Origin of the sequence: Streptomyces sp. NPDC088747, assembly GCF_044751025.1 — a bacterium.
Classification (GTDB): Bacteria; Actinomycetota; Actinomycetes; order Streptomycetales; family Streptomycetaceae; genus Streptomyces.
The window spans coordinates 168,890-191,471 of the sequence record NZ_JBIVKZ010000011.1; the positions used below are offsets into that span (position 1 = coordinate 168,890).

Here is a 22,582-nt window from a genome sequence, read left to right on the forward strand (position 1 = left end):
ACCGTCCCGACCCAATGAGTCTCATATGAAACTCACTCTTTAGGGTGAGGTTCGCTGACCGCAAGATCAGGAAGGCCAGGAGATGGGACGCCACCGACGCTCAGCCGCCGGCCGCGCCGCCACAGGTCGCGCCACCGGGGGCACTGACACCCGCACGAACCGCACGGTCACCACCGGCCCCTACGGCCCGGAGAACCTGTACGGCTACGCGGCCGTCGCCGACCTCCCGGACGACGCCCGCGCCCGCTCGCACCGCAAGCGGAAGGGCGCGCCGGTACGCACGGGGCTGCTCGGCGTCTCCGCCGCCGTGGCCCTCGGCACCGTCGCCGTCGCCACCGGAGTGCTGCCGGGCAGCGAGAACTACTCGATCGGCGGTGGCGGCGGCAACGCCGACAACGTGCAGGCCGCCGGCTCCCCGTCCAGCTTGGAGACCGAGCAGGGCGGAACCTCCGGAAGCGCGGAGAGCGAGCGCGACGACACGGGGACGAGCCGTGACGCCGACCGCGCCGCCTCGCCCTCCGCCGCCCCCTCCACGCCGTCCACGGCTCCTTCCGCCTCGGCACCGGCGAAGAAGAAGCCCACGGCGGAGCCCAGCAAGACGAAGACGCCTTCGAAGCCCGCCGAGAAGAAGCCCACCGAGGCTCCTGAGACCTCCGCGCCCGTGGCGGTGCCGGCCGAGACCGCCGCCGAGACCGCGGTGCTCGCGCTGGTCAACACGGAGCGCGCCAAGGCCGGCTGCAGCCCGGTGGCCGCGAACAGCGCCCTGACCGAGCTGGCGTCCGTCTTCAGCGAGGACATGGCCGCGCGTGGCTTCTTCGACCACACCGACCCCGACGGCGCCACTCCCTGGGACCGTGCCGCCACCGTCGGGATCAGCAACCTGGGCGGCGAGAACATAGCCCGCGGGCAGTCCACCGCCGAGGCCGTGATGGACGCCTGGATGAACAGCCCCGGCCACCGCGCCAACATCCTGAACTGCGACTTCAAGACCCTCGGCGTCGGCGTGCACCTCGGCACGGGCGGCCCCTGGTGGACGCAGGACTTCGGGTACTGACCGGTTCGCGGTACGGCTGCCACCAAGCACGCTGTCGATTAGTTAGCGCACCCCCGCAGTTGGCGCTGTCAGAGTACGCTTCGACCATGGAGCCAGCTGTGGGGACCGCCGTGAGCGGCGGGCGTCAGGACTTCGCGTACGACGTGTTCGCCCGGAACTGCCCGTCCCGGGGCACGCTGGAGCACGTGACGGGCCGCTGGGGCGCGCTCACCCTGGGAGCGCTGCACGCCGGCACCTTCCGCTTCAACGAGCTGCGCCGCCGTGTCGACGGCGTCAGCGAGAAGATGCTCTCCCAGACCCTCCAGGCGCTGGAGCGCGACGGCCTGGTCCATCGCGACGCACGCCCGACCAACCCGCCACGCGTCGACTACACGCTGACTCCCCTCGGCCGCGAGGTCGCCGAGCGCCTCCTGACCCTCATCCGCTTCATGGAGGGCCGCATGGACGACGTACTGGAATCCCGCGAACGCTACGACGAGGCACGCGCCGCAGCTCAGTGACCCGAGCCGGACACGCGGGTCCTGGGCGGACACGCGGGTCCTGGACGGACGCGCGGGGGCTCAGGCGGTCGCGCGCGGCGCCCGCTGGCAGCGCGGGCAGAAGTAGCTGGACCGGTTCATCCAGGCGCGCCGCATCATCGGCGTACCGCACCGCCCGCAGGGCTCGCCCTCGCGGCCGTACGCGTCGAGCGAGCGGTCGAAGTAGCCCGACTCCCCGTTCACGTTGACGTACAGGCTGTCGAAGCTGGTGCCGCCGGCGGCGAGGGCGTCGTTCATGACATCGCGGATGTGGCCGAGCAGCTCCGCGGTGTGCGGCTTGGTGAAGGTACCCGTGGGCCGTTCGTAGTGCAGCCTGGAGCGCCAGAGCGCCTCGTCCGCGTAGATGTTGCCGACCCCGCTGATCAGCGACTGGTCGAGCAGCGCGCGCTTGATGGTCGTACGGCGGCCGCGCAGCGCGGTGTGGAACGCGGCGTCGTCGAAGAGCGGGTCGAGCGGGTCGCGGGCGATGTGCGCGATGACGTCCGGGAGTCCGTCCGCGGTGTTCTCGTGCAGGGAGAGACCGCCGAAGGTGCGCTGGTCCACGAAGCGCAGTTCGGTGCCGAGAGCGTCCTCGAAGCGGACGCGGACCCGCAGGTGCTTCTCGTCCGCGGCCTTCTCGGGCTGCACCAGGAGCTGTCCGCTCATGCCGAGGTGCGCGAGCACGGAGTACGCGGAGTCGGCGAGGGGCAGCCACAGGTACTTGCCGCGGCGCCTGGCCTCGCCGACTCTCTGGCCGACGAGCGCCTTGGCGAAGCCCTCGGGCCCGGCGAGATGCCGCCGGACGGCCCGCGGATGCCGCACCTCCACCGCCTTGACCGCCCGCCCGCTGACCCAGCGCTCCAGACCGCGCCGTACGACTTCGACCTCGGGCAACTCGGGCACGGTGTTCCTCCGGAGAACGCGATGCGAACCCCGCCGCTGCGCGAGCGCTGCGACGGGGTTCGGATACTGCGGGTGTCACGGGTGCCGCGGCGGGTCGGTCACCGCGGTGGTGAAGGAATCAGGCCGTGGCCGGATCGCTCGTCGGAACCGAGGGGGTGTCGGCGTTCTCCTCGGTGACCTGGGCTGCCGCCTGTTCCGCGGCGGCCCTGGCCGACTTGACGCGTTCGTCCGCGGCGGCACGGATCGCAAGCCACGCGGATTCCGCGGCCTGCTGTTCCGCCTCCTTCTTGCTGCGGCCGGTGCCGGTGCCGTACGAGACGCCTCCGACGCGGGCGGCAGCAGTAAAGGTCTTCTCGTGATCCGGGCCCGTCTCCGAGACCAGGTACTCGGGAACGCCGAGCCCCTCGGTCGCGGTGAGTTCCTGGAGACTGGTCTTCCAGTCCAGGCCCGCGCCCAGATTCGAGGACTTCTCGATGAGCGGGTCGAAGAGCCGGTGGACGAGTTCGCCCGCCGAGTCCAGACCCTGGTCGAGATAGACCGCGCCGATCACCGCTTCAAGGGTGTCGGCAAGGATGGACGCCTTGTCCCGGCCTCCCGTGCCTTCCTCGCCCCGGCCGAGCCGGATGAAGGAGCCGAGTTCGAGGCCGCGACCCACTTCCGCAAGCGCACGCGAGTTGACCACCGCGGCCCGCAGCTTGGCCAGTTGGCCTTCTGGGAGGTCGGGGTGAGTGCGGTACAGCGTGTCCGTGACCACGAGGCCGAGCACGGAGTCCCCGAGGAACTCCAGGCGTTCGTTGGTCGGCAGACCGCCGTTCTCGTACGCGTACGAACGGTGGGTCAGCGCACGCACCAGAAGGGCGGACTCGAGCTTGTAGCCGAGCCGCCCTTCCAGAAGCGTGTGGGACGAGGCTGTGTTGTCCGCCTTTTTCTTGGCGGTTGAGTCCGCCTTGGCGTCAGACATCAGACCTCTCACCAGCCGCTCAGACCTCGAGGACCTGGCGCTTGTTATAGGTGCCGCAAGCGGGGCACGCGATGTGCTGCAGCTTGGGCTCGTGGCAGCGCTCGCACGCGACCAGGTTGGGGACCGCAGCCTTCCACTGCGACCGGCGGTGGCGCGTGTTGCTGCGCGACATCTTCCGCTTCGGAACAGCCACGGCTACTTCTCCTGCTTCTCGTCGGCGGGCGCCGATGAAAGCGCGCCGCCGTCCAACTCGTCCTTCTCGCCATCTTCGAGTGAACCGGCGAGTCCCTGCAGTGCCGCCCAACGGATGTCGACGGCGTCGTGACGGTGGTCCGGGTCGTCCGCGAGCCGGGCTCCGCATTCGGAGCACAGGCCGGGGCAGTCGTCCTGGCACACCGGCTGCATCGGCAGTGCGAGCACCACCGCATCACGCAGCACGACTTCGAGGTCGAACAGGCCGTCCTCGAGAAAGAGCGTGTCCTCGTCGTCCTCGGCGTCGTCGGCCGGTTCCGCTTTGGGGCGGCCCCGGTCGTCGGCGTCAGGGTACGAGAACATCTCCTGGAATTCCGCTTCGAGCTCCAGCTCAAGCGGCTCCAGACACCTTACGCACTCCCCCTTGGCCAGTGCACGGGCGGTGCCTGTGACAAGCACCCCTTCCATGACCGACTCAAGCCGGAGGTCGAGCTCCACCGGTGCGCCTTCCGGCACTCCGATGACTCCCTGGATCCCGAGATCCTTGGGGGCGTCGATCGTGCGGGACAGGCGCTGGAGCGCGCCAGGACGCCGCCCCAGCTCGTGTGTGTCGAACACGAGCGGGTTGCGGTGGTCGAGGCGGGCGTTCAGAGCCATTCCTGCTTTCGATCTTCGAAGCTCAAGGGGGGTCGCCGCCCGTGATGATCCGGGCAGCTGTGATCGCGGACGTACAAGCGACCGAAGAGCCAGGATACTGGACCTTTCGCTCTCGGCCCAATCCGGTGTCAGCGCCCCTGTTCGTACGCCCGCAGCTGCTCCGCGCTGATCATGCTGGTGTCGAAGAGGCTGGTCTCGTCGAGGGCCTGCGACTGCGCGTCGTCAGTGTGCGCCTGCGGCTGGACATAGCCCTGCTGCCCGCTCTGGTCGTAGCCCGCCTGCTGGTCGTAGCCCTGCTGCGGCGGGTAGGCGGCGTACGGATCGGCGGTCTGCTGCTGGTACCCGTACGGGTCCTGCTGGGCGTACTGCTGCTGGTAGCCGTAGGGATCGGCGGGCTGCTGCTGGTAGCCGTACGTGTCCTGCTGCGCGTAGGCCGGCTGCTGGGCCGGGATCTCCGGAGCCTGGGGCGCCGCCGCGGGCTGCTCGGCGCCGTCCGTGCCCGCGAGACCCGCCAGGTAGTCGGAGTCGTTCGTGTGGTGCACGGGTGTCCCGTCCTCCGTGAGGAGGCCGAGGTCGTCGCTGGCGATACGGCCGTGCAGCTTCTGCCGGCCGCGGCCGACGGCGTCCAGGGTCTTGGCGAGGACGGCCTCGAAGGCGCCGAGCTTGACGTCGACGTACTCGTCGGCGCTGCGGCGCAGGGTCTCCGGGTCGTGGCTGCGCTCGGGGGCGTCCTCGTCCTCGTAACCCTGCTCGTCGGTGCCGGGGCCGGTGCCGAGGAGCTTCTCGCGGCCGCGGCCCACGGAGCCGAGGGTCTTGGTGAGGACGACCTCGAAGTTGGCGAGCTTGGAGTCGACGTAGTCGTCGGCCTCGGCGCGGACCTCCTCGGCCTCCCTGCGGGCCTCGCTGAGGATGCGCTCGCCCTCGGCCTGTGAGCGCCGGGCGACCTCGGTGTCGGAGATCAGCGAGCCGCGCTCGGCGTGCGCGGTCTCGATGATCCGCTCGGCCTCCTGACGGGCGTGCTCGACCATCTGCTCACGGCCGCCGATCAGCTCCTCGGCCTGGGCCAGGGAGCCGGGCAGCGCCTGCCGCACCTCTTCGAGCATGGCGAGCAGCTCGGCGCGGTTGACCACGCACGAGGCCGACATGGGCATGGAACGGGCGCTGCCGACCGACGCGACGATCTCATCGAGCTTCTTCTGCACGTCCACTCTGTGCTCGCCACTCTCTACGACTGTGATGGAGACGGACGGGTCGACTGTACGACCACTCCCGCCCCGCCCGACACCGGGTGACGGACTGTCAGTTCTCCCGGAGGGGCTCAGTCCTTGGCGAGACGCCCCTTGAGCGCCTCCAGGACCACGGGAGGCACCAGGTGGGAGACGTCGCCGCCCCAGGTCGCGACCTCCTTGACGAGCGAGGAGGACAGGAAGCTGTACGTGGGGTTGGTGGGGACGAAGAGGGTCTCCACTCCCGACAGGCCGATGTTCATCTGGGCCATCTGCAACTCGTAGTCGAAGTCGCTGACGGCGCGCAGGCCCTTGACGATCGCGGGGATGTCGCGCTGCTTGCAGAAGTCGACGAGGAGGCCGTGGAACGCCTCGACCTCGACGTTGCCGAATTCGGCGGTGACCTCGCGGATCAGGTCGATCCGCTCGTCGATCTCGAAGAGACCCTTCTTGGACTGGTTGATCATCACAGCCACGTGCACGACGTCGTACAGCTTCGAGGCTCTGGCGATGATGTCGAGATGTCCGTTGGTGATCGGGTCGAACGACCCGGGACAGACGGCGCGGCGCAACTGAGGTCCCTCGCTCTCCAGTCCGGTCATCGTGCGTCTTCGCACGTAGCGGCGGCGCGACCGTACCAAAACGTCCCCTCGCCGTAACGACGGGCCCTGATCGCCTCGAAACCGATCGGCCACCCGAAATCGCCGCCTCTGGTGCTGCGCTCCACGGTGACGAGGGCTTCGGCCGCGAGCCAGCCCCCCGTCCGGAGTGTGAGCAGGATCTCGCGAAGATCCTCGTCCGAGACGGCGTACGGGGGGTCGAGGAAGACGAGGTCGTACGGGTCCGAGGGCGCCGGACTCCGGACGATCTGTTCGGCTTTGCCCGTCCTGACCTCGGCGCCGGGCAGGCCCAGTGTCTTCACGTTCTCGCGGATGACGCGGGCCGCGCGGGCGTCGGCCTCGACGAGCAGGGTGTGTCCGGCGCCGCGGCTCAGCGCCTCCAGGCCGATGGCGCCCGACCCGGCGTACAGGTCGAGGACGCGCTCGCCCTCCAGGGGGCCGCCGAGCAGCGACCGCCAGGTCGAGAAGAGTCCCTCGCGCGCCCGGTCGGAGGTGGGCCGGGTGCCCGTGCCCGGCGGAACGGCCAGTCGGCGTCCACCGGCCAGGCCGGCGATCACGCGAGTCATGAGGGTCCTCTGCACTGGTGGGAAGGGCGACGGGATGCCGGCCCCAGTCTCTCAGCCGCCGGGCGGGAACCGCCTGTCAGGTGCCGCCACTCATCCCTTGTCGTCCCTTGTCATCCCTTGTCGAGATACTGCTCCCTCTCCTCGTCCAGGAGCGCCTGGAGGGCCGTACGCAGGCCGGGGACGCCGGTGAGGTCGGGGTCGGCCGCGACGACCGCGGTGGCCTCCTCGCGGGCCTCGGCGATGATCTCCTCGTCCTCGATGACGGCCAGCATCCGCAGTGAGGAGCGGACGCCGGACTGGGCCTGGCCGAGGACGTCGCCCTCGCGGCGCTGTTCGAGGTCGATGCGGGAGAGCTCGAAGCCGTCGAGCGTGGACGCCACCGCGTTCAGCCGCTGGCGTGCCGGGCTCGCCTCCGGCATCTCGGTGACCAGCAGGCACAGTCCGGGGGCGGAGCCTCGGCCGACCCGGCCGCGCAGCTGATGGAGCTGGGACACACCGAACCGGTCGGCGTCCATGATCACCATCGCCGTCGCGTTCGGCACGTTCACCCCGACCTCGATCACGGTCGTCGCGACCAGGACGTCGGTCTCGCCCGCGGCGAAGCGGCGCATGACGGCGTCCTTGTCGTCGGGCTGCATCCTGCCGTGCAGGACCTCCACCCTGAGGCCCTGGAGGGAGCCGTTGGCGAGCTGGTCGGCGATGTCCAGGACGGCGAGCGGCGGGCGCTTCTCGGCCTCGTCCTCGGGGGCCTTCTTCTTGCCCTTGGCCTTGCCGGAGCCGTCCTCCTCGTCGCCGATGCGGGGGCAGACGACGTACCCCTGATGGCCGTTCTCCACTTCCTCGCGCACGCGCTCCCACGCGCGCGACAGGAAGTGGGGCTTGTCGGCGGCGGGGACGACATGGCTGGCGATCGGCGAGCGGCCGGCGGGGAGCTGGTCCAGGACCGAGGTCTCCAGGTCCCCGAAGACGGTCATCGCCACGGTGCGCGGAATGGGCGTGGCCGTCATGACCAGCAGATGCGGGGGCTGCTTGCCCTTGCCGCGCAGGGCGTCACGCTGCTCGACACCGAACCGGTGCTGCTCGTCGACCACGACCAGTCCCAGATCGTGGAACTGCACCTTGTCCTCGATCAGCGCGTGCGTGCCGATGACGATCCCGGCCTCACCGGTGACGAGATCCAGCAGCGCCCGGCGCCGGGCCGCGGCGCCCATGGAACCGGTGAGCAGCACGATCTTCGTGGAGTGCTCGACCGCCGAGAGGGTCCCGCCCTCGGCCAGTTCGCCCATCATCTCGGTGATCGACCGGTGGTGCTGCTGGGCGAGGACCTCGGTGGGCGCGAGCATCGCGGCCTGTCCGCCCGCGTCGACGACGGCGAGCATGGCTCGCAGGGCCACCATCGTCTTCCCGGATCCGACCTCGCCCTGGAGCAGCCGGTGCATCGGGTGTTCGGTCGCGAGGTCGCCGAAGATCTCCTTGGAGACCTTCCGCTGGCCCTCGGTGAGGGTGAAGGGAAGCTTGGCATCGAAGGCGGTGAGGAGGCCTGCGGGCTTGGGTTCCCTTGCCACGGCGGGGAGTTGGGCGTCGGCGTATCGACGGCGGGCCAGCGCGACCTGGAGGACGAAGGCCTCGTCCCATTTGAGGCGGGCGCGGGCGTCGTGGACGTCCGCCGTGGTCTGCGGGCGGTGGATCTTCAGGAGCGCCTCGGGGAGGGTGACGAGCCCCCGGCCGTCGCGCAGCGGGTCGGGGAGCGGGTCGACGGCCTCCTGTGCGTTCGGCAGCACCGTCTGCACCGACTTGGCGATCTTCCAGGACTCCAGCTTGGCGGTGGCCGGGTAGAGCGGGATCAGGGCCCCCGCCCAGGAGCCGACGGACTCGCTCGCCTCGTCGTCGTCGCCGCGCAGCAGCTCGTACGCGGGGTGGGCGAGCTGGAGGCGGTGGTTGAAGACGGAGACCTTGCCGGAGAACATCGCGCGCGTGCCGGGCAGCAGATCCTTGTGGGGCTTGTGCACGCCGTGGCCGAAGAAGACCAGCTGGAGTCGGCCGCTGCCGTCCGTGATGGTCACTTCGAGGCGCTGGCCCTTGCCGCGCGGGGCCTTCGACGAGGCGAAGGTGTGCAGCCGGGCGTCGGCGACCTGGGCGACCACCGTCACGTGCTCGTCCATGGGCAGGTCGGCGAGGTGGGTGAGCTGTCCGCGCTCCTCGTATCTACGGGGATAGTGGTGCAGCAGATCGCCCACGGTGTGCAGGCCGAGGTGCTCGGCCATCACCTTCGCGGTGGCGGAGCCGAGCGCATTCTTCAGTGGTTCTTCGAGCACGGACACGAGATCCATTGCACACCACCGCACTGACAATGCCGTATACGTCCTGGAAATCCGCTGGTCAGGCGGGTCGTTCGGGGCCTAGGATGACCGACTCCGGACCTCTTCGCGGTCACCGTCCACCGGGACCGCCCGACCCCGCGCCGTCGCCAGTCCCCCCACCGGCGCTGCGACGATGGACTCCCAGACCTCACAGTCATCCCAGGCATCCCAGTCACCTCATACGTTCCAGGTCGACCTGCGCGGTTTGGTGGACCTGCTCTCCCATCACCTCTACTCCAGTCCCAAGGTCTATCTGCGCGAGCTGCTTCAGAACGCCGTGGACGCGATCACCGCACGGCGCGCGGAACAGCCGGACGCGCCTGCCACGGTGCGCCTGTACGCCGAGGACGGCGCCCTGCGCGTGGAGGACTCCGGGATCGGGCTGACCGAGTCCGACGTGCACAGCCTCCTCGCGACCATCGGCCGCAGCTCCAAGCGCAACGACGGTCTGGAGTCGGCGCGTTCCGACTTCCTGGGCCAGTTCGGCATCGGCCTGCTGGCGTGTTTCGTGGTCGCCGAGCGCATCCGGGTCGTCAGCCGCAGCGCCCGCACGCCCGACGCGGCACCCGTGGAGTGGACGGCGGCCGACGACGGCTCCTACACCGTGCGCACCCTGCCGCTCGAGGCCCGCACCGAACCGGGCACCACCGTGCACCTGGTGGCGCGGGCCGGCGCCGGCGAGTGGCTCACGGAGGACAAGGTCCGGTCGCTGGCACGGGACTTCGGCGCGCTGCTGCCGTACGACGTACGGGTCGGCGACGAGGCGATCACGGACCTTCCGGCGCCCTGGGACCGCGCGTACCCGAGCCCCGCCAACCGGCGGGTGGCCCTCGCGCGGCACTGCCACGACCTGTTCGGGTTCACGCCGCTGGACTCGATCGACCTGGACGTGCCGCTCGCCGGGATCCGGGGCGTCGCGTACGTCCTGCCGTCCTCGGTCAGCCCCGCCCAGCGCGCGAGCCACCGCGTGCACCTGAAGGGCATGCTGCTCACCGAGCGGGCCGAACAGCTGCTGCCCGACTGGGCGTTCTTCGTCCGCTGCGTCCTGGACACGGACAGCCTGCGGCCCACCGCGTCGCGCGAGTCGCTGTACGAGGACGAGACGCTCGCCGCCGTACGGGAGGCACTGGGCGAGCGGATCCGGTCCTGGCTGACCGGTCTCGCGGCCGGTGACCCGGAGCGGCTCGCGGCCTTCCTGTCGGTCCACCACCTGGGCGTGAAGTCGCTGGCCAGGCACGACCCCGAGATGCTGCGCACGATGCTGCCGTGGCTGCCCTTCGAGACGACCGACGGACGGCTCTCCCTGGAGGAGTTCGCGCAGCGGCACCCGGTGGTGCACTTCACGCGGACCGTGGAGGAGTACCGCCAGGTCGCGCCGATCGCCTCCGCGCAGGGCGTCGGGGTCGTCAACGGCGGCTACACGTACGACAGCGAGCTGGTCGAGGCCCTGCCGTCGGTGCGTCCCGGGACGGTCGTCTCGGAGCTGGACGCCGATACCGTCACGGCGCACCTGGACTCGGTCGACCCGGCCGAGGAACTGGCGCTGGCGGCCTTCCTGGGAGCGGCGCGCGCGAAACTCGACCCCCTGGGCTGCGACGTGGTCCTGCGCGCCTTCCATCCGCTCTCGGTCCCGGCGCTGCACCTGGACGACCGGGCGGCCCGGCACGAGCAGGCCCGCGCGGAGGCCGAGGACCAGGCCGACGACCTGTGGGCGGGCATCCTCGGCTCGCTGCGCGGCAGCACTCCACGCGCGCGTCTGGTGCTCAACCATCTCAACCCGCTGATCCGGCGCATCAGTTCGCTCAAGGACCCCGAACTGATCGGCACCGCCACGGAGTCCCTCTACGGACAGGCCCTGCTGATGGCCCAGCGCCCGCTGCGGCCGGCGGACTCCGCGCTCCTGAACCGCGCGTTCATCGGCCTCCTCGAATGGGCCACCCACACCGACTCCGGGGAGGACGGCCACCGATGAGCGAGTTCGACGCGGTCACCGACTTCGACACCCTGCGCCAGGCGATGGCGGACAACTTCGACCGGCCCGAGGGACCCGCCCGCAACGCGCGCGCGGAGCAGCTGTTGCTCTCGGCGGAGAAACTCGGCATCCCTCTCGCGGTCATCGAGGCGCTCGGACACCAGCTGAAGGTCTACAACTACAGCTCCGAGAAGGACAAGATGTTCGTCCCCTTCGCGCGCCTGCTGCGCATGTGGGACGAACGCCCCGAGGACTTCGACCAGTACGAGATCCACTCGCTGCACTGGGTCTTCAAGTGGATGTCGGCCGGGATGCTGGACCAGCCGCACGTTCCGCTCGCCTCCATAGAGAAGTGGCTCGGCGAGATGGAGCACCGCTACCGGCTGGCCGGGCACTCCGAACGGGCCGTGCGCAGCGCCGAGTTCAGCGTGGCCGCGCACCTGGGGGACCTGGACCGCGCCGAGCGGGCGTACGCCGCCTGGCTGGCCGCCGACCGGGACAGCATGGCCGACTGCCACGCGTGCGAGCTGCACGGGCAGGGGTGGTGGCGGGCCCAGCGCGGCTCCGACGCCCAGGCGCTGGAGCTTTGGGGACCGGTCCTGGAGGGCGAGTACTCCTGCGCCCACGAGCCGCACACCGTCCTCGCGTCCTCCCTGGTGCCCCTGCTGCGCCTCGGGCGCGTGGACGAGGCACGCGCCAACCATCTGCGCGGGTTCCGGCTGGTCCGCGCCATGGAGAGCATGCGCGGCGCCTACGCGGACCACGTGGAGTTCTGCGCCCTCTCCGGCAACGAAGCTCGGGCACTCGAACTGCTCGCCGAGCGCCCCGCGTACTTCACCGACTCCGGGGATCCGCGCAGCAAGCTGGACTTCATGGCGGTGGTGACCCTCCTGATGGACCGGCTGTCCTCGCTCGGGCTCGGGGATGAGACGGTTCCCGGTCCGGCCGGCCGCGCCTGGACCGCCCGCGACCTCGCCGCCCACGCGCGCGGGGAGGTGCTTTCGCTGGCGGCGCGGTTCGACGCGCGCAACGGCACGTCGTACGTCAGCGCCCGTGCGCGGACGCGGATGGACCGGTCGCCGCTCGTCGGCCGCCTGCCGCTGGGCGTGCGTTCCGCGCGCTCCGTGGCCACGGCGCACGCGTCCCGTCCCTCCGCCGTCGCGGAACCGGCCGCCGAGGCCGCGCAGGCCGCCGAGCCCGACCTGTCCGCGCTGCTCGCCGAGGCCCGGCGTCTGTCGGAGTCCCGGAGCCCGGACGCCGTCGACGCCTGGGCGGCGGTCTCGCGTGCCGCCGAGGGCCACGAGCTGGACGTCCGCGACCGCGCGGAGGTCGCCGACCACGCGGCGATGGAGCGCGGCCCGGAGGGCATCGACCTCTTCCACCGCGCCGCCGAGCTCTACGCCGAGGCGGGCGACCCCGGCGAGGCCCTCGCGGCCCGTACCCGCGCCGCGTACGTCCTCGCCCTCACCGGCGGCACGGACGAGGCCCTCACCACCGCCTCGGAGCTGTACGAACAGGCACTCGCGCTCCACGCGGCGGGCGGGACTGGGGTGTCCCAGACGGCGTCCGTGCTGGTGGGGCGGGCGCGGATCCTGATGCATCGGCTGGAAGCCGAGGAAGCGGATGCCGGAAGCACGGGTACGGGTACCGGTGCGGGCGAGGAGACCGGTACGGCCGGAGATACGGGCTCGCGTGAAGGCGACCGTGCCACGCCGGTCGCGGGGTCACCCGAGCACGCGGCCGCGCACGTGTCCGCGAGCACGCCCCGCCTCACCCCCGTGCCCGCCGCCGAGGCCGCCGCACGTGAGCTGCTGGCTCTCACCGGGCCGTATGCCGAGGACGACGCGCGGCTGGCATCGCGGGCCGCGGAGGCGCAGGCGATGCTCGGAGAGCTCGCCGCGCGTGCCGGGGACGTCGAGGAGGCCGCGGAGTTGCTCGGCCGTGCCGTCGGGACGTACGTGTCGGCCGGACTGCCGTGGTTCGCGGTGGAGCACGAGGCACGGCTCGCCGGAATCGCGCTGCACCTGGGCGACTTCGAAGCGGCGGAACGGGCGGCACGCGGGGCACTGGAGCACGGCGGGACTTACCTGGAGGCCCCGGGCCAAGCGCAGTTGCACCTCCAGCTCGCCGAGATCCTCGGCGGCACCGGGCAGTTCGGGCCCGCGGCCGATCACGCCCTGGAGGCCGCGCACTGGGCCGACGAAGCGGGCCAGAGCGCCACGTTCGGCGCCTGGGCGCGGCATCAGCTCGGCGGTTTCCTGGTCCGTCAGGGGCGTTGGGCCGAGGCGGCCGAGATCCTGGAGTCGGCGCTGCCCGACCTGACGACCGACATGCACGGCGACGGCGCCATCGTGCAGACCCAGTGGTGGCTCGGCGACTGCCTCACCGAACTCGGCGATCACCGCGAGGCGGCCGATCGCTGGCTGCGGGCCGCCGACATCGCCCGCCACTGGCCCGAACAGCGCGACCACGCGATGCTCGCCCATCTCGCCGCCGAGGCCCTCGGGCACGCCGGGCTGCCGGCCCAGGCGGACCAGGCGTACGAGCGCGCCGGCGATCTCTGGCGCGAGCTGGGGAACGTCCACGGGCTGGTCCGTTCGCTACGGGCCCGCGCGTGGTCGGCCGCACGAGGGGAAGCCGGGCTCGACGGGGCACGCGAGTTGATGGCGGCGGCGGTGCGGGAGTGCGAGATCGCGATCCGGGCCGCGCAGGTCGCCTCCGAGTCGGCCGAGACGTCAGCCACGGCCGCAACCGCAACCGAGTTCGGCGGCAGGGCCGGTATCGAGGCCGACGCCGGGAACCCGCACCCGGCCGACGACAGCGGCACCGCCGACGACACGGACACCGACGCCGCTCTCCGTCTCGTCGCCGAACTCGGCCACACCCACCGTCAGTTCGGCGACCTGGTGGCACGTTCCGTGCCGGAGGACGCCGCGGAGGCATCGGCAGGCGCCGCCTACGAGGAGGCCCTGACCCACGTCACCGAGGCGATCTCCGTGTTCGCGTCCCTGGGCGACGAGGTCGTCGACGTGCGCACCGGCGCCGAACTCGCCGCCGGCTGGCTGGAGGCGGACCTTCACCGGCCCGCCGCGGCCGCGGCACGCGCGCGTGGAGTGCTTTCCGCCTACACGGGGCTGGAGGGCGAGACCGCGGACGCCCGACGCTCGGAGGCGGAGAGCATCCTCAAGGCGACGGCACCGGCGACGCCGGCAGCGACGCGTCCGGAGAGCTGACCGGAGCCGTGGGCGGAGGCACCCGACGGGTCCTGAGACCCGGCGACGCCTCCGCCCCCGTACCGGCTACTCCACCCCGATCAGCAGCAACGCCCCCTGCCGCCCACCCCGGTACACCACCGTGTCCACCGCGAGATACGACTCACGGACGCGGGACTCCAGGTGGGCGGCGATGGCCTCGGGTGCCTCGTCGCCCAGGACGAGGGTGACCATCTCGCCGCCGGCGGCGAGCATCCGGTCGAGGACGGCTTCGGCCGTGACGGTGAGGTCGGAGCCGATGACGGCGACGTCGCCGTCGATGAGGCCGAGGACGTCACCGGCCTGGCAGATGCCCGCCATGGTCCAGGACTGGCGCTCCGCGACGGCGACCTCGGCGTAGCGGGTGGCGCCCGCCGCGGAGGTCATGGCGACGACGTCCTCGTCGAAGCGGCGTTCCGGCTCGTGGACGGCGAGCGCGGCGATCCCCTGGACCGCTGAGCGGGTGGGGATCAGCGCGACCCTGACGCCGTCCGCGCGCGCCTGCTCGGCGGCGGCGGCCGCGGTGTGGCGCAGGTCGGCGTCGTTGGGCAGCAGGACCACCTCGCGCGCGTGGGCACGCCGTACGGCCTCGACGAGCTCGCCGCTCGCGGGTGGCTCCCCCGGCCGCGCGAGCACGGTGGTGGCCCCTGCCTCCGCGTACAGCCCGGCCAGGCCCTCACCGGGCACGACCGCCACGACGGCGCGCTGGGCAGGCTCCCGGGGCGGCCTCCCCGGGCCGCCGGTGTGGACGTCCCCGAGTCCGAAGTGCGTGATCCGGATGCGGTAGGGCCGTCCGGCCTCGACGCCCGCCTCCACGGCGGCGCCCGCGTCGTCCACGTGCACATGGACGTTCCACAGCCCGTCCCCGCCGACCACGACGAGCGAGTCGCCCAGCCGGTCGAGCCGGCCCCGCAGCCGGGCCACGGACTCGTCCTCCGCCTCCAGGAGGTAGATCACCTCGAAGGCGGGCCCGCCCTCCTCCGGCACCGGGTCCGCGCACACGTCGGCGTGCACCCCTCCGATGCCGACACCGACGATGTCGACGGCGGCGCGGGCCATCACCACGCGCGCGTGCACCTCGGCGGGTCCGGCGGGAGCCTTCGGGGCCTCCCCCGTGAGCGTCTCCACGAGAGCCCCCAGCACTGCCACCAGCCCTCGCCCGCCCGCGTCCACGACCCCGGCGCGCTCCAGGACGGCCAGTTGTCCGGGAGTCGCCGCGAGGGCCGCCCGCGCCCCCTCGTACGCCGCCCGCGCCACCGTGCCGCAGTCCCCCTCCGTGCCGGTGGCGGCGTCGGCGGCGGCTGAGGCGACGGTGAGGACGGTGCCCTCGACGGGGTGGGCGACGGCCTGGCGGGCGGAGTCGGCGGCCTTCCGGAGGGCGATCCGCAGGCCCGGCCCGTCGATGTGAGCGGTCTCACCGCCGACGGCGAGCACCTGCGCCATACCGCGCAACAGCTGCGCCAGGATGGTCCCCGAATTGCCCCGGGCCCCGATCAGTGCCCCGTGCGCCATCGCCCCGGCCGCGTCGGCGAGCGTCGGCTCGCTCACGCCGGGTTCGCGGCCCGCGCCGGCGTCATGGGCGGCGCCGAGCTCGTGCCCCGCGAAGACGGCCTCGACCGCGGCGTTCGCCGACTCCAGCGTCAGATACAGGTTGGTGCCGGTGTCCCCGTCGGCCACCGGGTAGACGTTGATCGCGTCGATCTCCTCGCGCGCCCGTCCCAGCGCCTCCAGCGCGAGGCCGCACCAGGTGCGCACCGCGAGAGCATCGAACGTCTGCGGCACCTTGGGCACCTGCGCCTCCTTGAGCTGCTGGACGTGGACGCAGCGTAGACCCAGAAGGGGTTACTGTCGGTAGGTGGCCCTGTTGAGGGGCTCTGAGGGCCGGGGCGGAGCCCTGAGCAGCCATGGTAGTTTCGTTCTCTGGACGCAGTCGTTGTATGCTGCTCCGGTTGCCCGATCCGATCGGGTTTTCCTCCTGGCACCGCCACTCAGATCCTAGATCTTGATCCCGGCATGCCGGGATCCACCGTAAGAGCATCTGAAGTCTTTGGAGTGACCCGTGGCTGCCAACTGCGACGTCTGCGGCAAGGGGCCGAGCTTCGGCAACAACATCTCGCACTCGCACCGCCGTACCCCGCGCCGCTGGAACCCCAACATCCAGCGCGTACGTACCGTGGTGGGCGGGACGCCGAAGCGCGTGAACGCTTGCACCTCGTGCATCAAGGCCGGCAAGGTCACGCGCTGACAACCGCCAGCGCGCGGCCACTGCTGGTTCGCTTGCACTGAACCGGTCCACCTCACGGTGGGCCGGTTTTTTGCTGCCCCCTGCCGGCGACCGGCCTTCAACCACCGGCCTTCAACCGTCGTCCCTGAACCGCCAGCCGTGATCCACCGGCCCGATGCCGCCGCCCAGCGCGAACCCGGCCGCGATCGCCCCGGTGACGTACTCCTTGGCCGCCGCGACGGCCTCCGGCACCGTCTCCCCCTTCGCCAGTCCGCAGGCGATGGCCGAGGCGAGGGTGCAGCCCGTGCCGTGCGTGTGCCGGTTGTCGTGGCGGGGCGCGCGCAGCCAGTGTTCCTCGGACCCGTCCGTCAGCAGATCGACGGCGTCCCCGGGCAGATGACCGCCCTTGATCAGCACCCACTTCGGGCCGTACGCCAGCACGGCCGCCGCGGCCTCCCGCAACTGTTCCTCCGACTCGACCCGCACACCCGTCAGCTGGGCCACCTCGTCGAGGTTCGGCGTCGCCACCGTCGCGACCGGCAACAGCCTCGTCCGTACGGAATCCAGCGCGGAGGCGGCGAGCAGCGAGTCGCCGTGCTTGGAGACGCCGACCGGGTCGACGACGGTCGGCGCGTCCGTGTCGGCGATCAACTCGGCGACGGCGCACACGAGTTCGGCGGAGGCGAGCATGCCGGTCTTCACCGCCCGGACACCGATGTCGTCGACGACGCTGCGGTACTGGGCGCGCACCGCCTCCACCGGCAGCTCCCAAGCGCCTTGCACGCCGAGGGAGTTCTGCGCGGTGACGGCCGTGATCACGCTCATGCCGTGCACCCCGAGCGCGAGCATCGTCTTCAGGTCGGCCTGGATCCCGGCCCCGCCACCGGAGTCGGAGCCCGCGACCGTCAGCACCCGCGGCGGAGCGCTCACGACTCGATGTCCCCGAAGTGGTCCCAGCCGCCCTTGTTCGTCCACGGCGCCCCGTCCACCGTGACGTGCGGCAGGGCCGACGGGTTGAGCACCTCGCCGATGACCTTCCAGCGGGCGGGCAGCTTCACGTCCGGCGGGAAGGTCGCGACGATCGCGTGGTCCTCGCCGCCGGTGAGCACCCACTGGATGGGGTCGACGCCGACGGCCTGCCCGATGTCGTTCATCTGCGTCGGAATGTCGATGTCCCCGGAACGCACGTCGATGCGCACCTTGCTCGCCTCGGCGATGTGCCCGAGGTCCGCGATCAGCCCGTCGCTGACGTCCGTCATCGAGGTCGCGCCGAGTCCGGCCGCCGCGGGACCGGCGTGGTAGGGCGGCTCCGGACGCCGGTGCGCCTCGACGAAGGCGCGCGGCGAACGGAAGCCGCGGGAGAGCACCGCGAACCCGGCCGCGGACCAGCCGAGCCAGCCCGTCACGGCGACGATGTCACCGGGCTGCGCACCGCCCCGGGTCACCGGCTCGTGGTTGCGGAGATCGCCGAGCGCGGTGATCGAGACCATGATGGTGTCGCCGCGTACGACATCGCCGCCGACCACGGAGGCGCCCGCGACCTGGCACTCGTCGCGCAGCCCGTCCATCATCTCCGACGGCCAGGTGGCCGGGAGTTCGGCCGGGACGACCAGGCCGAGCAGCAGCGCGGTCGGTACGGCGCCCATCGCGGCGATGTCCGCGAGGTTCTGCGCGGCGGCCTTGCGCCCGACGTCGTACGCCGTCGACCAGTCGCGGCGGAAGTGCCGCCCCTCCAGGAGGATGTCGGTGCTCGCCACGACCCTGCGGTCGGGCGCGGCCACCACCGCGGCGTCGTCGCCGGGGCCGACCCGGACCGCCGGGGTGGTGGTGAGACGCGAGGTGAGCTCCTTGATGAGCCCGAACTCCCCCAACTCGCCCACGGTGCCCTTCATAGTCGTACTGCCCCTTCTCTTCCTGTCCGCGCCACGGTACGTCCCGTCCCCGGCACGTCACGTACCGCCCGCTCCGCTCCGCGCGATCCGTCCCGCGCCGCGGCCGACGAACCGTCCTCGGTGCGGTCGCGTGCCGTCCTGGTACTCGGTACGGTCGAAATGACCGTCAACTCGTGCAGTCTGTGCACCCCGGCGCGCAAGCCCCTGCCACCGGGGGTCTCCCCGCGGCGAGCGGCGACGCGATACCGTGGCGTTCCTTTTCCCCACATGATCCTCGTGGCCGCCCTGGAGGTTCCGTGGTACAGGCGTACATCCTGATCCAGACGGAGGTCGGCAAGTCGTCGACCGTCGCCGAGACGATCAGCAAGATCCCGGGGGTGATCCAGGCCGAGGACGTGACGGGACCGTACGACGTGATCGTGCGTGCGCAGGCCGACACCGTCGACGACCTCGGTCGCATGGTGGTCGCCAAAGTCCAGCAAGTGGACGGCATCACCCGCACCCTGACCTGCCCGGTCGTGCACCTGTAGCCCCCGTCTACCCTTGGCCGGTGACCTTCTCCCACCACCGGCGGACCGCTGCTCTCGGGCTGCCCGTTCTCGCTCTGCTGTTCGCCGTCACGGGCTGTTCCTCGGCAGACGACGAACCCTCGGCCGCGGTTCCCAGCCCGGACGCGAAGGTCACGGGGCTGTGCCAGAACCTGGACAAGGAGCTGCCGGAGAAAGTCAACGGCCTCGACCGGAACGATCCCGAGCCCCGGTCCGCGCTGACCGCGGGCTGGGGAGGCCCGGCGATCATACTGCGCTGCGGTGTGGAACGGCCCGCCGAGATGGACGACGCGAACGCCGACGGCGCCGAGGTGAACGGCGTCGGCTGGCTGGTCGAGAAGCGGGACGACGGGTCGTACGTCTTCACGACGACCCTGCGCACGGCATACGTCGAGGTGACGCTGCCCGCGGAGCGGGCCGACGAGGGCGCGGGACCGCTCACGGACTTCGCCGCGCCCATCAAGAAGGCGATCCCCGAAGGGATCGCCGACTGACATGAGGGATTGGCGGGGACTTCGCTAGCGGAGTCCTGTCGGGCGGTTCAGCGCCGCCTGCACCAGGCGGTCGACCAGCTCCGGGTAGGCCACCCCGCTCGCCTCCCACATCTTCGGGTACATCGAGATGGGCGTGAACCCGGGCATGGTGTTGATCTCGTTGATCACGAACTCCCCTTCCTCGGTGAGGAAGAAGTCCGCGCGCACCAGGCCCTCGCAGGAGGCCGCCTCGAACGCCTCGACCGCCAGCCGCTGAACCTCCGCGGTCTGCTCGGGCGTCAGCGGGGCCGGTACGAGTCCGGGCGTCGAGTCGATGTACTTCGCCTCGAAGTCGTAGTAGGCGTGCGACTGCACCGGCGGGATCTCGGCGGGCACGCTGGCGCGCGGTCCGTCCTCGAACTCCAGGACGCCGCACTCGATCTCGCGGCCGCGCAGCAGCGCCTCCACGATGATCTTCGGGTCGTGCCGCTGGGCCTCCGCGATCGCCTCGTCGAGGCCCTCGAAGGAGTCGACCTTGGTGATGCCGATCGAGGACCCCGCGCGCGCGGGCTTGATGAACAGCGGCCAGCCGTGCTCACCGGCGAAGCCGGCGATCCGCTCACGGGCCCCCTGCTCGTCGCCGGTCCACTCACGCGGCCTGATCACCAGATACGGGCCCACGGGCAGCCCGAAGGAGGTGAACACCCGCTTCATGTACTCCTTGTCCTGGCCCACAGCCGAGGCGAGCACACCGGCACCGACATAGGGGACCCCGGAGAGTTCGAGCAGGCCCTGAAGGGTGCCGTCCTCGCCGTAGGGGCCGTGCAGCACGGGGAAGACGACGTCCACTTCGCCGAGGGCCTTGGGGACGGAACCCGGTTCGCTGTAGACGACTTCGCGGTTGGCGGGGTCGACGGAGAGGATCACGCCGCCCTCGGTCGACTCGGCGAGCAGGTCCACGCTCGGCTGCCGCCGGTCCACGATCGCCATGCGCTCCGGCTCGTCGGCGGTGAGCGCCCAACGGCCGTCCTGGGTGATGCCGATCGGCAGGACGTCGTACTTCGTCCGGTCGATGGCGCGCAGCACCGCGCCGGCCGTGACCACGGAGATCCCGTGTTCGGAGCTGCGTCCGCCGAAGACGACGGCCACGCGCGGCTTGCGATGCGGCTGCTCAGGGGTCTGGGGGAGGTTCTCGGTGCTCATATCGCGTTGAGCGTACCCGCTGGTACCCCCCTCAGTCAGCGCCTGTTGACGCCTGTCGCTCAGCGTCGCTCCGGCTTGGCGCTGCGCGACAGGATCTCCTTGAGGGCGACCACGGGCGGCTTGCCCTCGTGGACGATGCCGACGACCGTTTCCGTGATCGGCATGTCGACGCCGTACCCCCGCGCCAGACCCAGCACGGACTCGCAGGACTTGACGCCCTCCGCGGTCTGCTTGGTGATCGCGATGGTCTCCTGGAGGGTCATGCCCTTGCCGAGGTTGATGCCGAAGGTGTGGTTGCGGGACAGCGGTGAGGAGCAGGTGGCCACCAGGTCGCCCAGGCCCGCGAGTCCGGCGAACGTCATCGGGTCGGCGCCCATGGCGAGCCCGAGGCGCGAGGTCTCCGCGAGGCCGCGCGTGATGAGCGAGCCCTTGGCGTTGTCGCCCAGTCCCATGCCGTCCGCGATGCCGACGGCGAGACCGATCACGTTCTTGACGGCGCCGCCGAGTTCGCAGCCCACCACGTCCGTGTTGGTGTACGGGCGGAAGTACGGCGTGTGGCACGCGGACTGGAGCCGCGTCGCGACCTCTTCGGAGCGGCAGGCGACCACGGCGGCGGCCGGCATGCGCGCGGCGATCTCCCGCGCGAGGTTGGGTCCGGTGACGACGGCGACGCGGTCGGCGCCGACCTTGGCGACGTCCTCGATCACCTCGCTCATCCGCATGGTGGAGCCGAGTTCGACGCCCTTCATGAGGGAGACGAGGACGGTGTCGGGCGCGAGCAGCGGCGCCCACTGCGCGAGGTTCTGGCGCAGGGTCTGCGAGGGAATGGCGAGCACCGTGAAGTCGGCGTCGTGCGCGGCCTCGGCGGCGTCCGCGGTGGCCCGCAGGTTCAGGGGGAGTTCGACGCCCGGGAGGTAGTCCGGGTTCGTACGCGTGGAGTTGACCGCCTCCGCGAGGCCGGCACGGCGTGCCCACAGGGTGACGTCGCATCCCGCGTCGGCGAGCACCATGCCGAAGGCCGTGCCCCACGATCCGGTCCCGAAGACAGCCGCCTTGACCGGCTTGCTCACGTGCCCTGCCCCTCTTCCTGCTGTGCCTTGTGCTGCGCCTGCGCGTTGTCGTGGGCGTCCTGCTCCTGCGCGGCGGACTCCCGGGCGACCCGCTCCACGGTGGCGGTCCGCCTGCGCTGCTCGATCCGCTCCCGGCGCGGGTCGTAGGGCGCGTGGGGCGACTTCTCCCCGCGGATCGTCTCCAGCTGCGCGGTGATGGCCGCCATGATGGTCTCGGTCGCCTCCTTGAGGACGTCCGGGGACATCTCCTTGTCGTAGAAGCGCGAGAGGTCGACCGGGGGTCCCGCGAGGACGCGGTGGGTCTTGCGCGGCAGGACGTGGAGCTTCTTGGCGTACGGCGGCAGGAGTTCGTTGGCGCCCCACTGGGCGACGGGAATCACCGGGCACCTGGTCTGCAGGGCGACGCGGGCGGCGCCCGTCTTGCCCGTCATCGGCCACTGGCCGGGATCACGGGTGATGGTGCCCTCGGGATAGAACGCGACGCACTCGCCACGCTCCACGGCGTCGATCGCGGCCCGGAATGCGCTCAGCGCGTCCGTCGTCTCGCGGTACACCGGGATCTGGCCCGTGCCGCGCATCGCGGCGCCCACGAAACCCTTCCCGAAAAGGCTGCTCTTCGCCAGGAATCGTGGAACCCGCCCGGTGTTGTACTGGTAGTGCCCATACATGAACGGGTCCACATGCGAATTGTGGTTCACCGCGGTGATAAATCCACCGTCGGCCGGAATGTTCTCGATCCCGCGCCAGTCCCGCTTGATCAGAACCACCAGCGGCGGTTTGCAGAGGACCGCTGCAAAGCGGTACCAGAAGCCGATTCTGCGGCGGGGCACGCGAACACCTTCCTCCAGGGCCCGGGGGGCCGCACAAGTGTCGCCCCAGGCCGACTGTCTGT

At 71.4% G+C, this 22,582-nt stretch carries 21 protein-coding genes; 7 read left to right on the top strand and 14 right to left on the bottom strand.

Annotation, left to right across the window (positions count from 1 at the left end; translation table 11 throughout):
- Positions 1–82 precede the first annotated feature (82 nt).
- A complete protein-coding gene (locus tag ACIP79_RS25355) occupies positions 83–1,054 on the top strand; it encodes a CAP domain-containing protein (RefSeq protein ID WP_401226869.1) in 972 nt (323 codons plus the stop codon).
- Positions 1,055–1,140: 86 nt separating this feature from the next.
- Positions 1,141–1,554: a winged helix-turn-helix transcriptional regulator gene (locus ACIP79_RS25360; protein WP_401226871.1), complete on the top strand. Its 414-nt coding sequence runs from the start codon at positions 1,141–1,143 to the stop codon at positions 1,552–1,554.
- Between the two features lie 60 nt (positions 1,555–1,614).
- On the opposite strand, the gene mutM is transcribed toward ACIP79_RS25360, so the two are convergent.
- The 8 genes from mutM to recG form a co-directional block, all read right to left on the bottom strand.
- A complete protein-coding gene (gene mutM / locus ACIP79_RS25365; RefSeq protein ID WP_401226872.1) occupies positions 1,615–2,475 on the bottom strand; it encodes a bifunctional DNA-formamidopyrimidine glycosylase/DNA-(apurinic or apyrimidinic site) lyase in 861 nt (286 codons plus the stop codon).
- Positions 2,476–2,593: 118 nt separating this feature from the next.
- Positions 2,594–3,436: a ribonuclease III gene (gene rnc / locus ACIP79_RS25370; RefSeq protein ID WP_401226873.1), complete on the bottom strand. Its 843-nt coding sequence runs from the start codon at positions 3,434–3,436 to the stop codon at positions 2,594–2,596.
- Positions 3,437–3,455: 19 nt separating this feature from the next.
- On the bottom strand, positions 3,456–3,629 hold the full coding sequence (rpmF, locus tag ACIP79_RS25375) for a 50S ribosomal protein L32 (protein ID WP_033321093.1): 174 nt from the start codon (positions 3,627–3,629) through the stop codon (positions 3,456–3,458).
- A gap of 2 nt (positions 3,630–3,631) precedes the next feature.
- Positions 3,632–4,285, bottom strand: a complete 654-nt coding sequence (locus tag ACIP79_RS25380; protein ID WP_401226874.1) for a YceD family protein — start codon at positions 4,283–4,285, stop codon at positions 3,632–3,634.
- A gap of 128 nt (positions 4,286–4,413) precedes the next feature.
- Complete coding sequence (locus tag ACIP79_RS25385; protein ID WP_401226876.1) at positions 4,414–5,493, bottom strand: ATP synthase F0 subunit B; 1,080 nt, start codon at positions 5,491–5,493, stop codon at positions 4,414–4,416.
- A gap of 110 nt (positions 5,494–5,603) precedes the next feature.
- Complete coding sequence (gene coaD / locus ACIP79_RS25390) at positions 5,604–6,083, bottom strand: pantetheine-phosphate adenylyltransferase (RefSeq protein WP_383684248.1); 480 nt, start codon at positions 6,081–6,083, stop codon at positions 5,604–5,606.
- A gap of 26 nt (positions 6,084–6,109) precedes the next feature.
- Positions 6,110–6,697, bottom strand: coding sequence for a 16S rRNA (guanine(966)-N(2))-methyltransferase RsmD (gene rsmD / locus ACIP79_RS25395; protein ID WP_401226878.1), 588 nt, complete (start codon positions 6,695–6,697; stop codon positions 6,110–6,112).
- A 110-nt stretch (positions 6,698–6,807) separates the two neighbouring features.
- Positions 6,808–9,027 (bottom strand): ATP-dependent DNA helicase RecG, encoded by a 2,220-nt coding sequence (gene recG, locus ACIP79_RS25400; protein WP_401226880.1) that lies wholly within the window; start codon positions 9,025–9,027, stop codon positions 6,808–6,810.
- A 163-nt stretch (positions 9,028–9,190) separates the two neighbouring features.
- Between recG and ACIP79_RS25405 the strand changes: the two genes are divergently transcribed.
- Both ACIP79_RS25405 and ACIP79_RS25410 read left to right on the top strand, forming a co-directional pair.
- Positions 9,191–11,029: an HSP90 family protein gene (locus tag ACIP79_RS25405; protein ID WP_401226882.1), complete on the top strand. Its 1,839-nt coding sequence runs from the start codon at positions 9,191–9,193 to the stop codon at positions 11,027–11,029.
- Positions 11,026–14,262 (top strand): tetratricopeptide repeat protein, encoded by a 3,237-nt coding sequence (locus ACIP79_RS25410; protein ID WP_401226884.1) that lies wholly within the window; start codon positions 11,026–11,028, stop codon positions 14,260–14,262. The genes ACIP79_RS25405 and ACIP79_RS25410 overlap by 4 nt, the downstream gene beginning before the upstream one ends.
- Positions 14,263–14,328: 66 nt before the next feature.
- Here ACIP79_RS25410 and ACIP79_RS25415 read toward each other — a convergent pair whose 3' ends face one another.
- Positions 14,329–16,071, bottom strand: a complete 1,743-nt coding sequence (locus ACIP79_RS25415; RefSeq protein ID WP_401226886.1) for a DAK2 domain-containing protein — start codon at positions 16,069–16,071, stop codon at positions 14,329–14,331.
- Between the two features lie 268 nt (positions 16,072–16,339).
- On the opposite strand from ACIP79_RS25415, the gene rpmB reads away from it, so the two are divergent.
- A complete protein-coding gene (gene rpmB / locus ACIP79_RS25420; protein ID WP_389508854.1) occupies positions 16,340–16,525 on the top strand; it encodes a 50S ribosomal protein L28 in 186 nt (61 codons plus the stop codon).
- Between the two features lie 111 nt (positions 16,526–16,636).
- Here the strand turns inward: rpmB and thiD are convergent, their stop codons facing one another.
- The gene (thiD, locus tag ACIP79_RS25425) at positions 16,637–17,434 is read right to left on the bottom strand and encodes a bifunctional hydroxymethylpyrimidine kinase/phosphomethylpyrimidine kinase (protein WP_401226888.1); all 798 of its coding nucleotides are present in this window, start codon (positions 17,432–17,434) and stop codon (positions 16,637–16,639) included.
- The gene (locus ACIP79_RS25430; protein ID WP_401226890.1) at positions 17,431–18,396 is read right to left on the bottom strand and encodes a thiamine-phosphate kinase; all 966 of its coding nucleotides are present in this window, start codon (positions 18,394–18,396) and stop codon (positions 17,431–17,433) included. Before ACIP79_RS25430 ends, thiD begins: the two co-directional genes overlap by 4 nt.
- 296 nt (positions 18,397–18,692) lie before the next feature.
- On the opposite strand from ACIP79_RS25430, the gene ACIP79_RS25435 reads away from it, so the two are divergent.
- Both ACIP79_RS25435 and ACIP79_RS25440 read left to right on the top strand, forming a co-directional pair.
- The gene (locus ACIP79_RS25435) at positions 18,693–18,926 is read left to right on the top strand and encodes an Lrp/AsnC family transcriptional regulator (protein WP_383684229.1); all 234 of its coding nucleotides are present in this window, start codon (positions 18,693–18,695) and stop codon (positions 18,924–18,926) included.
- A 20-nt stretch (positions 18,927–18,946) separates the two neighbouring features.
- Positions 18,947–19,438 (top strand): DUF3515 domain-containing protein, encoded by a 492-nt coding sequence (locus ACIP79_RS25440; protein ID WP_401226892.1) that lies wholly within the window; start codon positions 18,947–18,949, stop codon positions 19,436–19,438.
- Positions 19,439–19,462: 24 nt separating this feature from the next.
- On the opposite strand, the gene ACIP79_RS25445 is transcribed toward ACIP79_RS25440, so the two are convergent.
- The 3 genes from ACIP79_RS25445 to ACIP79_RS25455 are packed head-to-tail and all read right to left on the bottom strand — an operon-like array spanning position 19,463 to position 22,520.
- Positions 19,463–20,620, bottom strand: a complete 1,158-nt coding sequence (locus tag ACIP79_RS25445; protein ID WP_401226894.1) for a D-alanine--D-alanine ligase family protein — start codon at positions 20,618–20,620, stop codon at positions 19,463–19,465.
- Between the two features lie 59 nt (positions 20,621–20,679).
- Complete coding sequence (locus ACIP79_RS25450; RefSeq protein WP_401226896.1) at positions 20,680–21,690, bottom strand: NAD(P)H-dependent glycerol-3-phosphate dehydrogenase; 1,011 nt, start codon at positions 21,688–21,690, stop codon at positions 20,680–20,682.
- On the bottom strand, positions 21,687–22,520 hold the full coding sequence (locus ACIP79_RS25455) for a lysophospholipid acyltransferase family protein (RefSeq protein ID WP_401226898.1): 834 nt from the start codon (positions 22,518–22,520) through the stop codon (positions 21,687–21,689). The genes ACIP79_RS25450 and ACIP79_RS25455 overlap by 4 nt, the downstream gene beginning before the upstream one ends.
- Between the last annotated feature and the right edge of the window lie 62 nt (positions 22,521–22,582).

What these genes read in the sequence shown, in the direction of transcription:
- ACIP79_RS25410 (WP_401226884.1), top strand. Translation starts at nt 11,026, where the DNA reads ATGAGCGAGTTCGACGCGGTCACCGACTTCGACACCCTGCGCCAGGCG.
- ACIP79_RS25355 (WP_401226869.1), top strand. Translation starts at nt 83, where the DNA reads ATGGGACGCCACCGACGCTCAGCCGCCGGCCGCGCCGCCACAGGTCGC.
- recG (WP_401226880.1), bottom strand. Translation starts at nt 9,027, where the DNA reads ATGGATCTCGTGTCCGTGCTCGAAGAACCACTGAAGAATGCGCTCGGC.
- ACIP79_RS25430 (WP_401226890.1), bottom strand. Translation starts at nt 18,396, where the DNA reads ATGAAGGGCACCGTGGGCGAGTTGGGGGAGTTCGGGCTCATCAAGGAG.
- ACIP79_RS25360 (WP_401226871.1), top strand. Translation starts at nt 1,141, where the DNA reads ATGGAGCCAGCTGTGGGGACCGCCGTGAGCGGCGGGCGTCAGGACTTC.
- ACIP79_RS25405 (WP_401226882.1), top strand. Translation starts at nt 9,191, where the DNA reads ATGGACTCCCAGACCTCACAGTCATCCCAGGCATCCCAGTCACCTCAT.
- rnc (WP_401226873.1), bottom strand. Translation starts at nt 3,436, where the DNA reads ATGTCTGACGCCAAGGCGGACTCAACCGCCAAGAAAAAGGCGGACAAC.
- ACIP79_RS25445 (WP_401226894.1), bottom strand. Translation starts at nt 20,620, where the DNA reads ATGAGCACCGAGAACCTCCCCCAGACCCCTGAGCAGCCGCATCGCAAG.
- ACIP79_RS25380 (WP_401226874.1), bottom strand. Translation starts at nt 4,285, where the DNA reads ATGGCTCTGAACGCCCGCCTCGACCACCGCAACCCGCTCGTGTTCGAC.
- rsmD (WP_401226878.1), bottom strand. Translation starts at nt 6,697, where the DNA reads ATGACTCGCGTGATCGCCGGCCTGGCCGGTGGACGCCGACTGGCCGTT.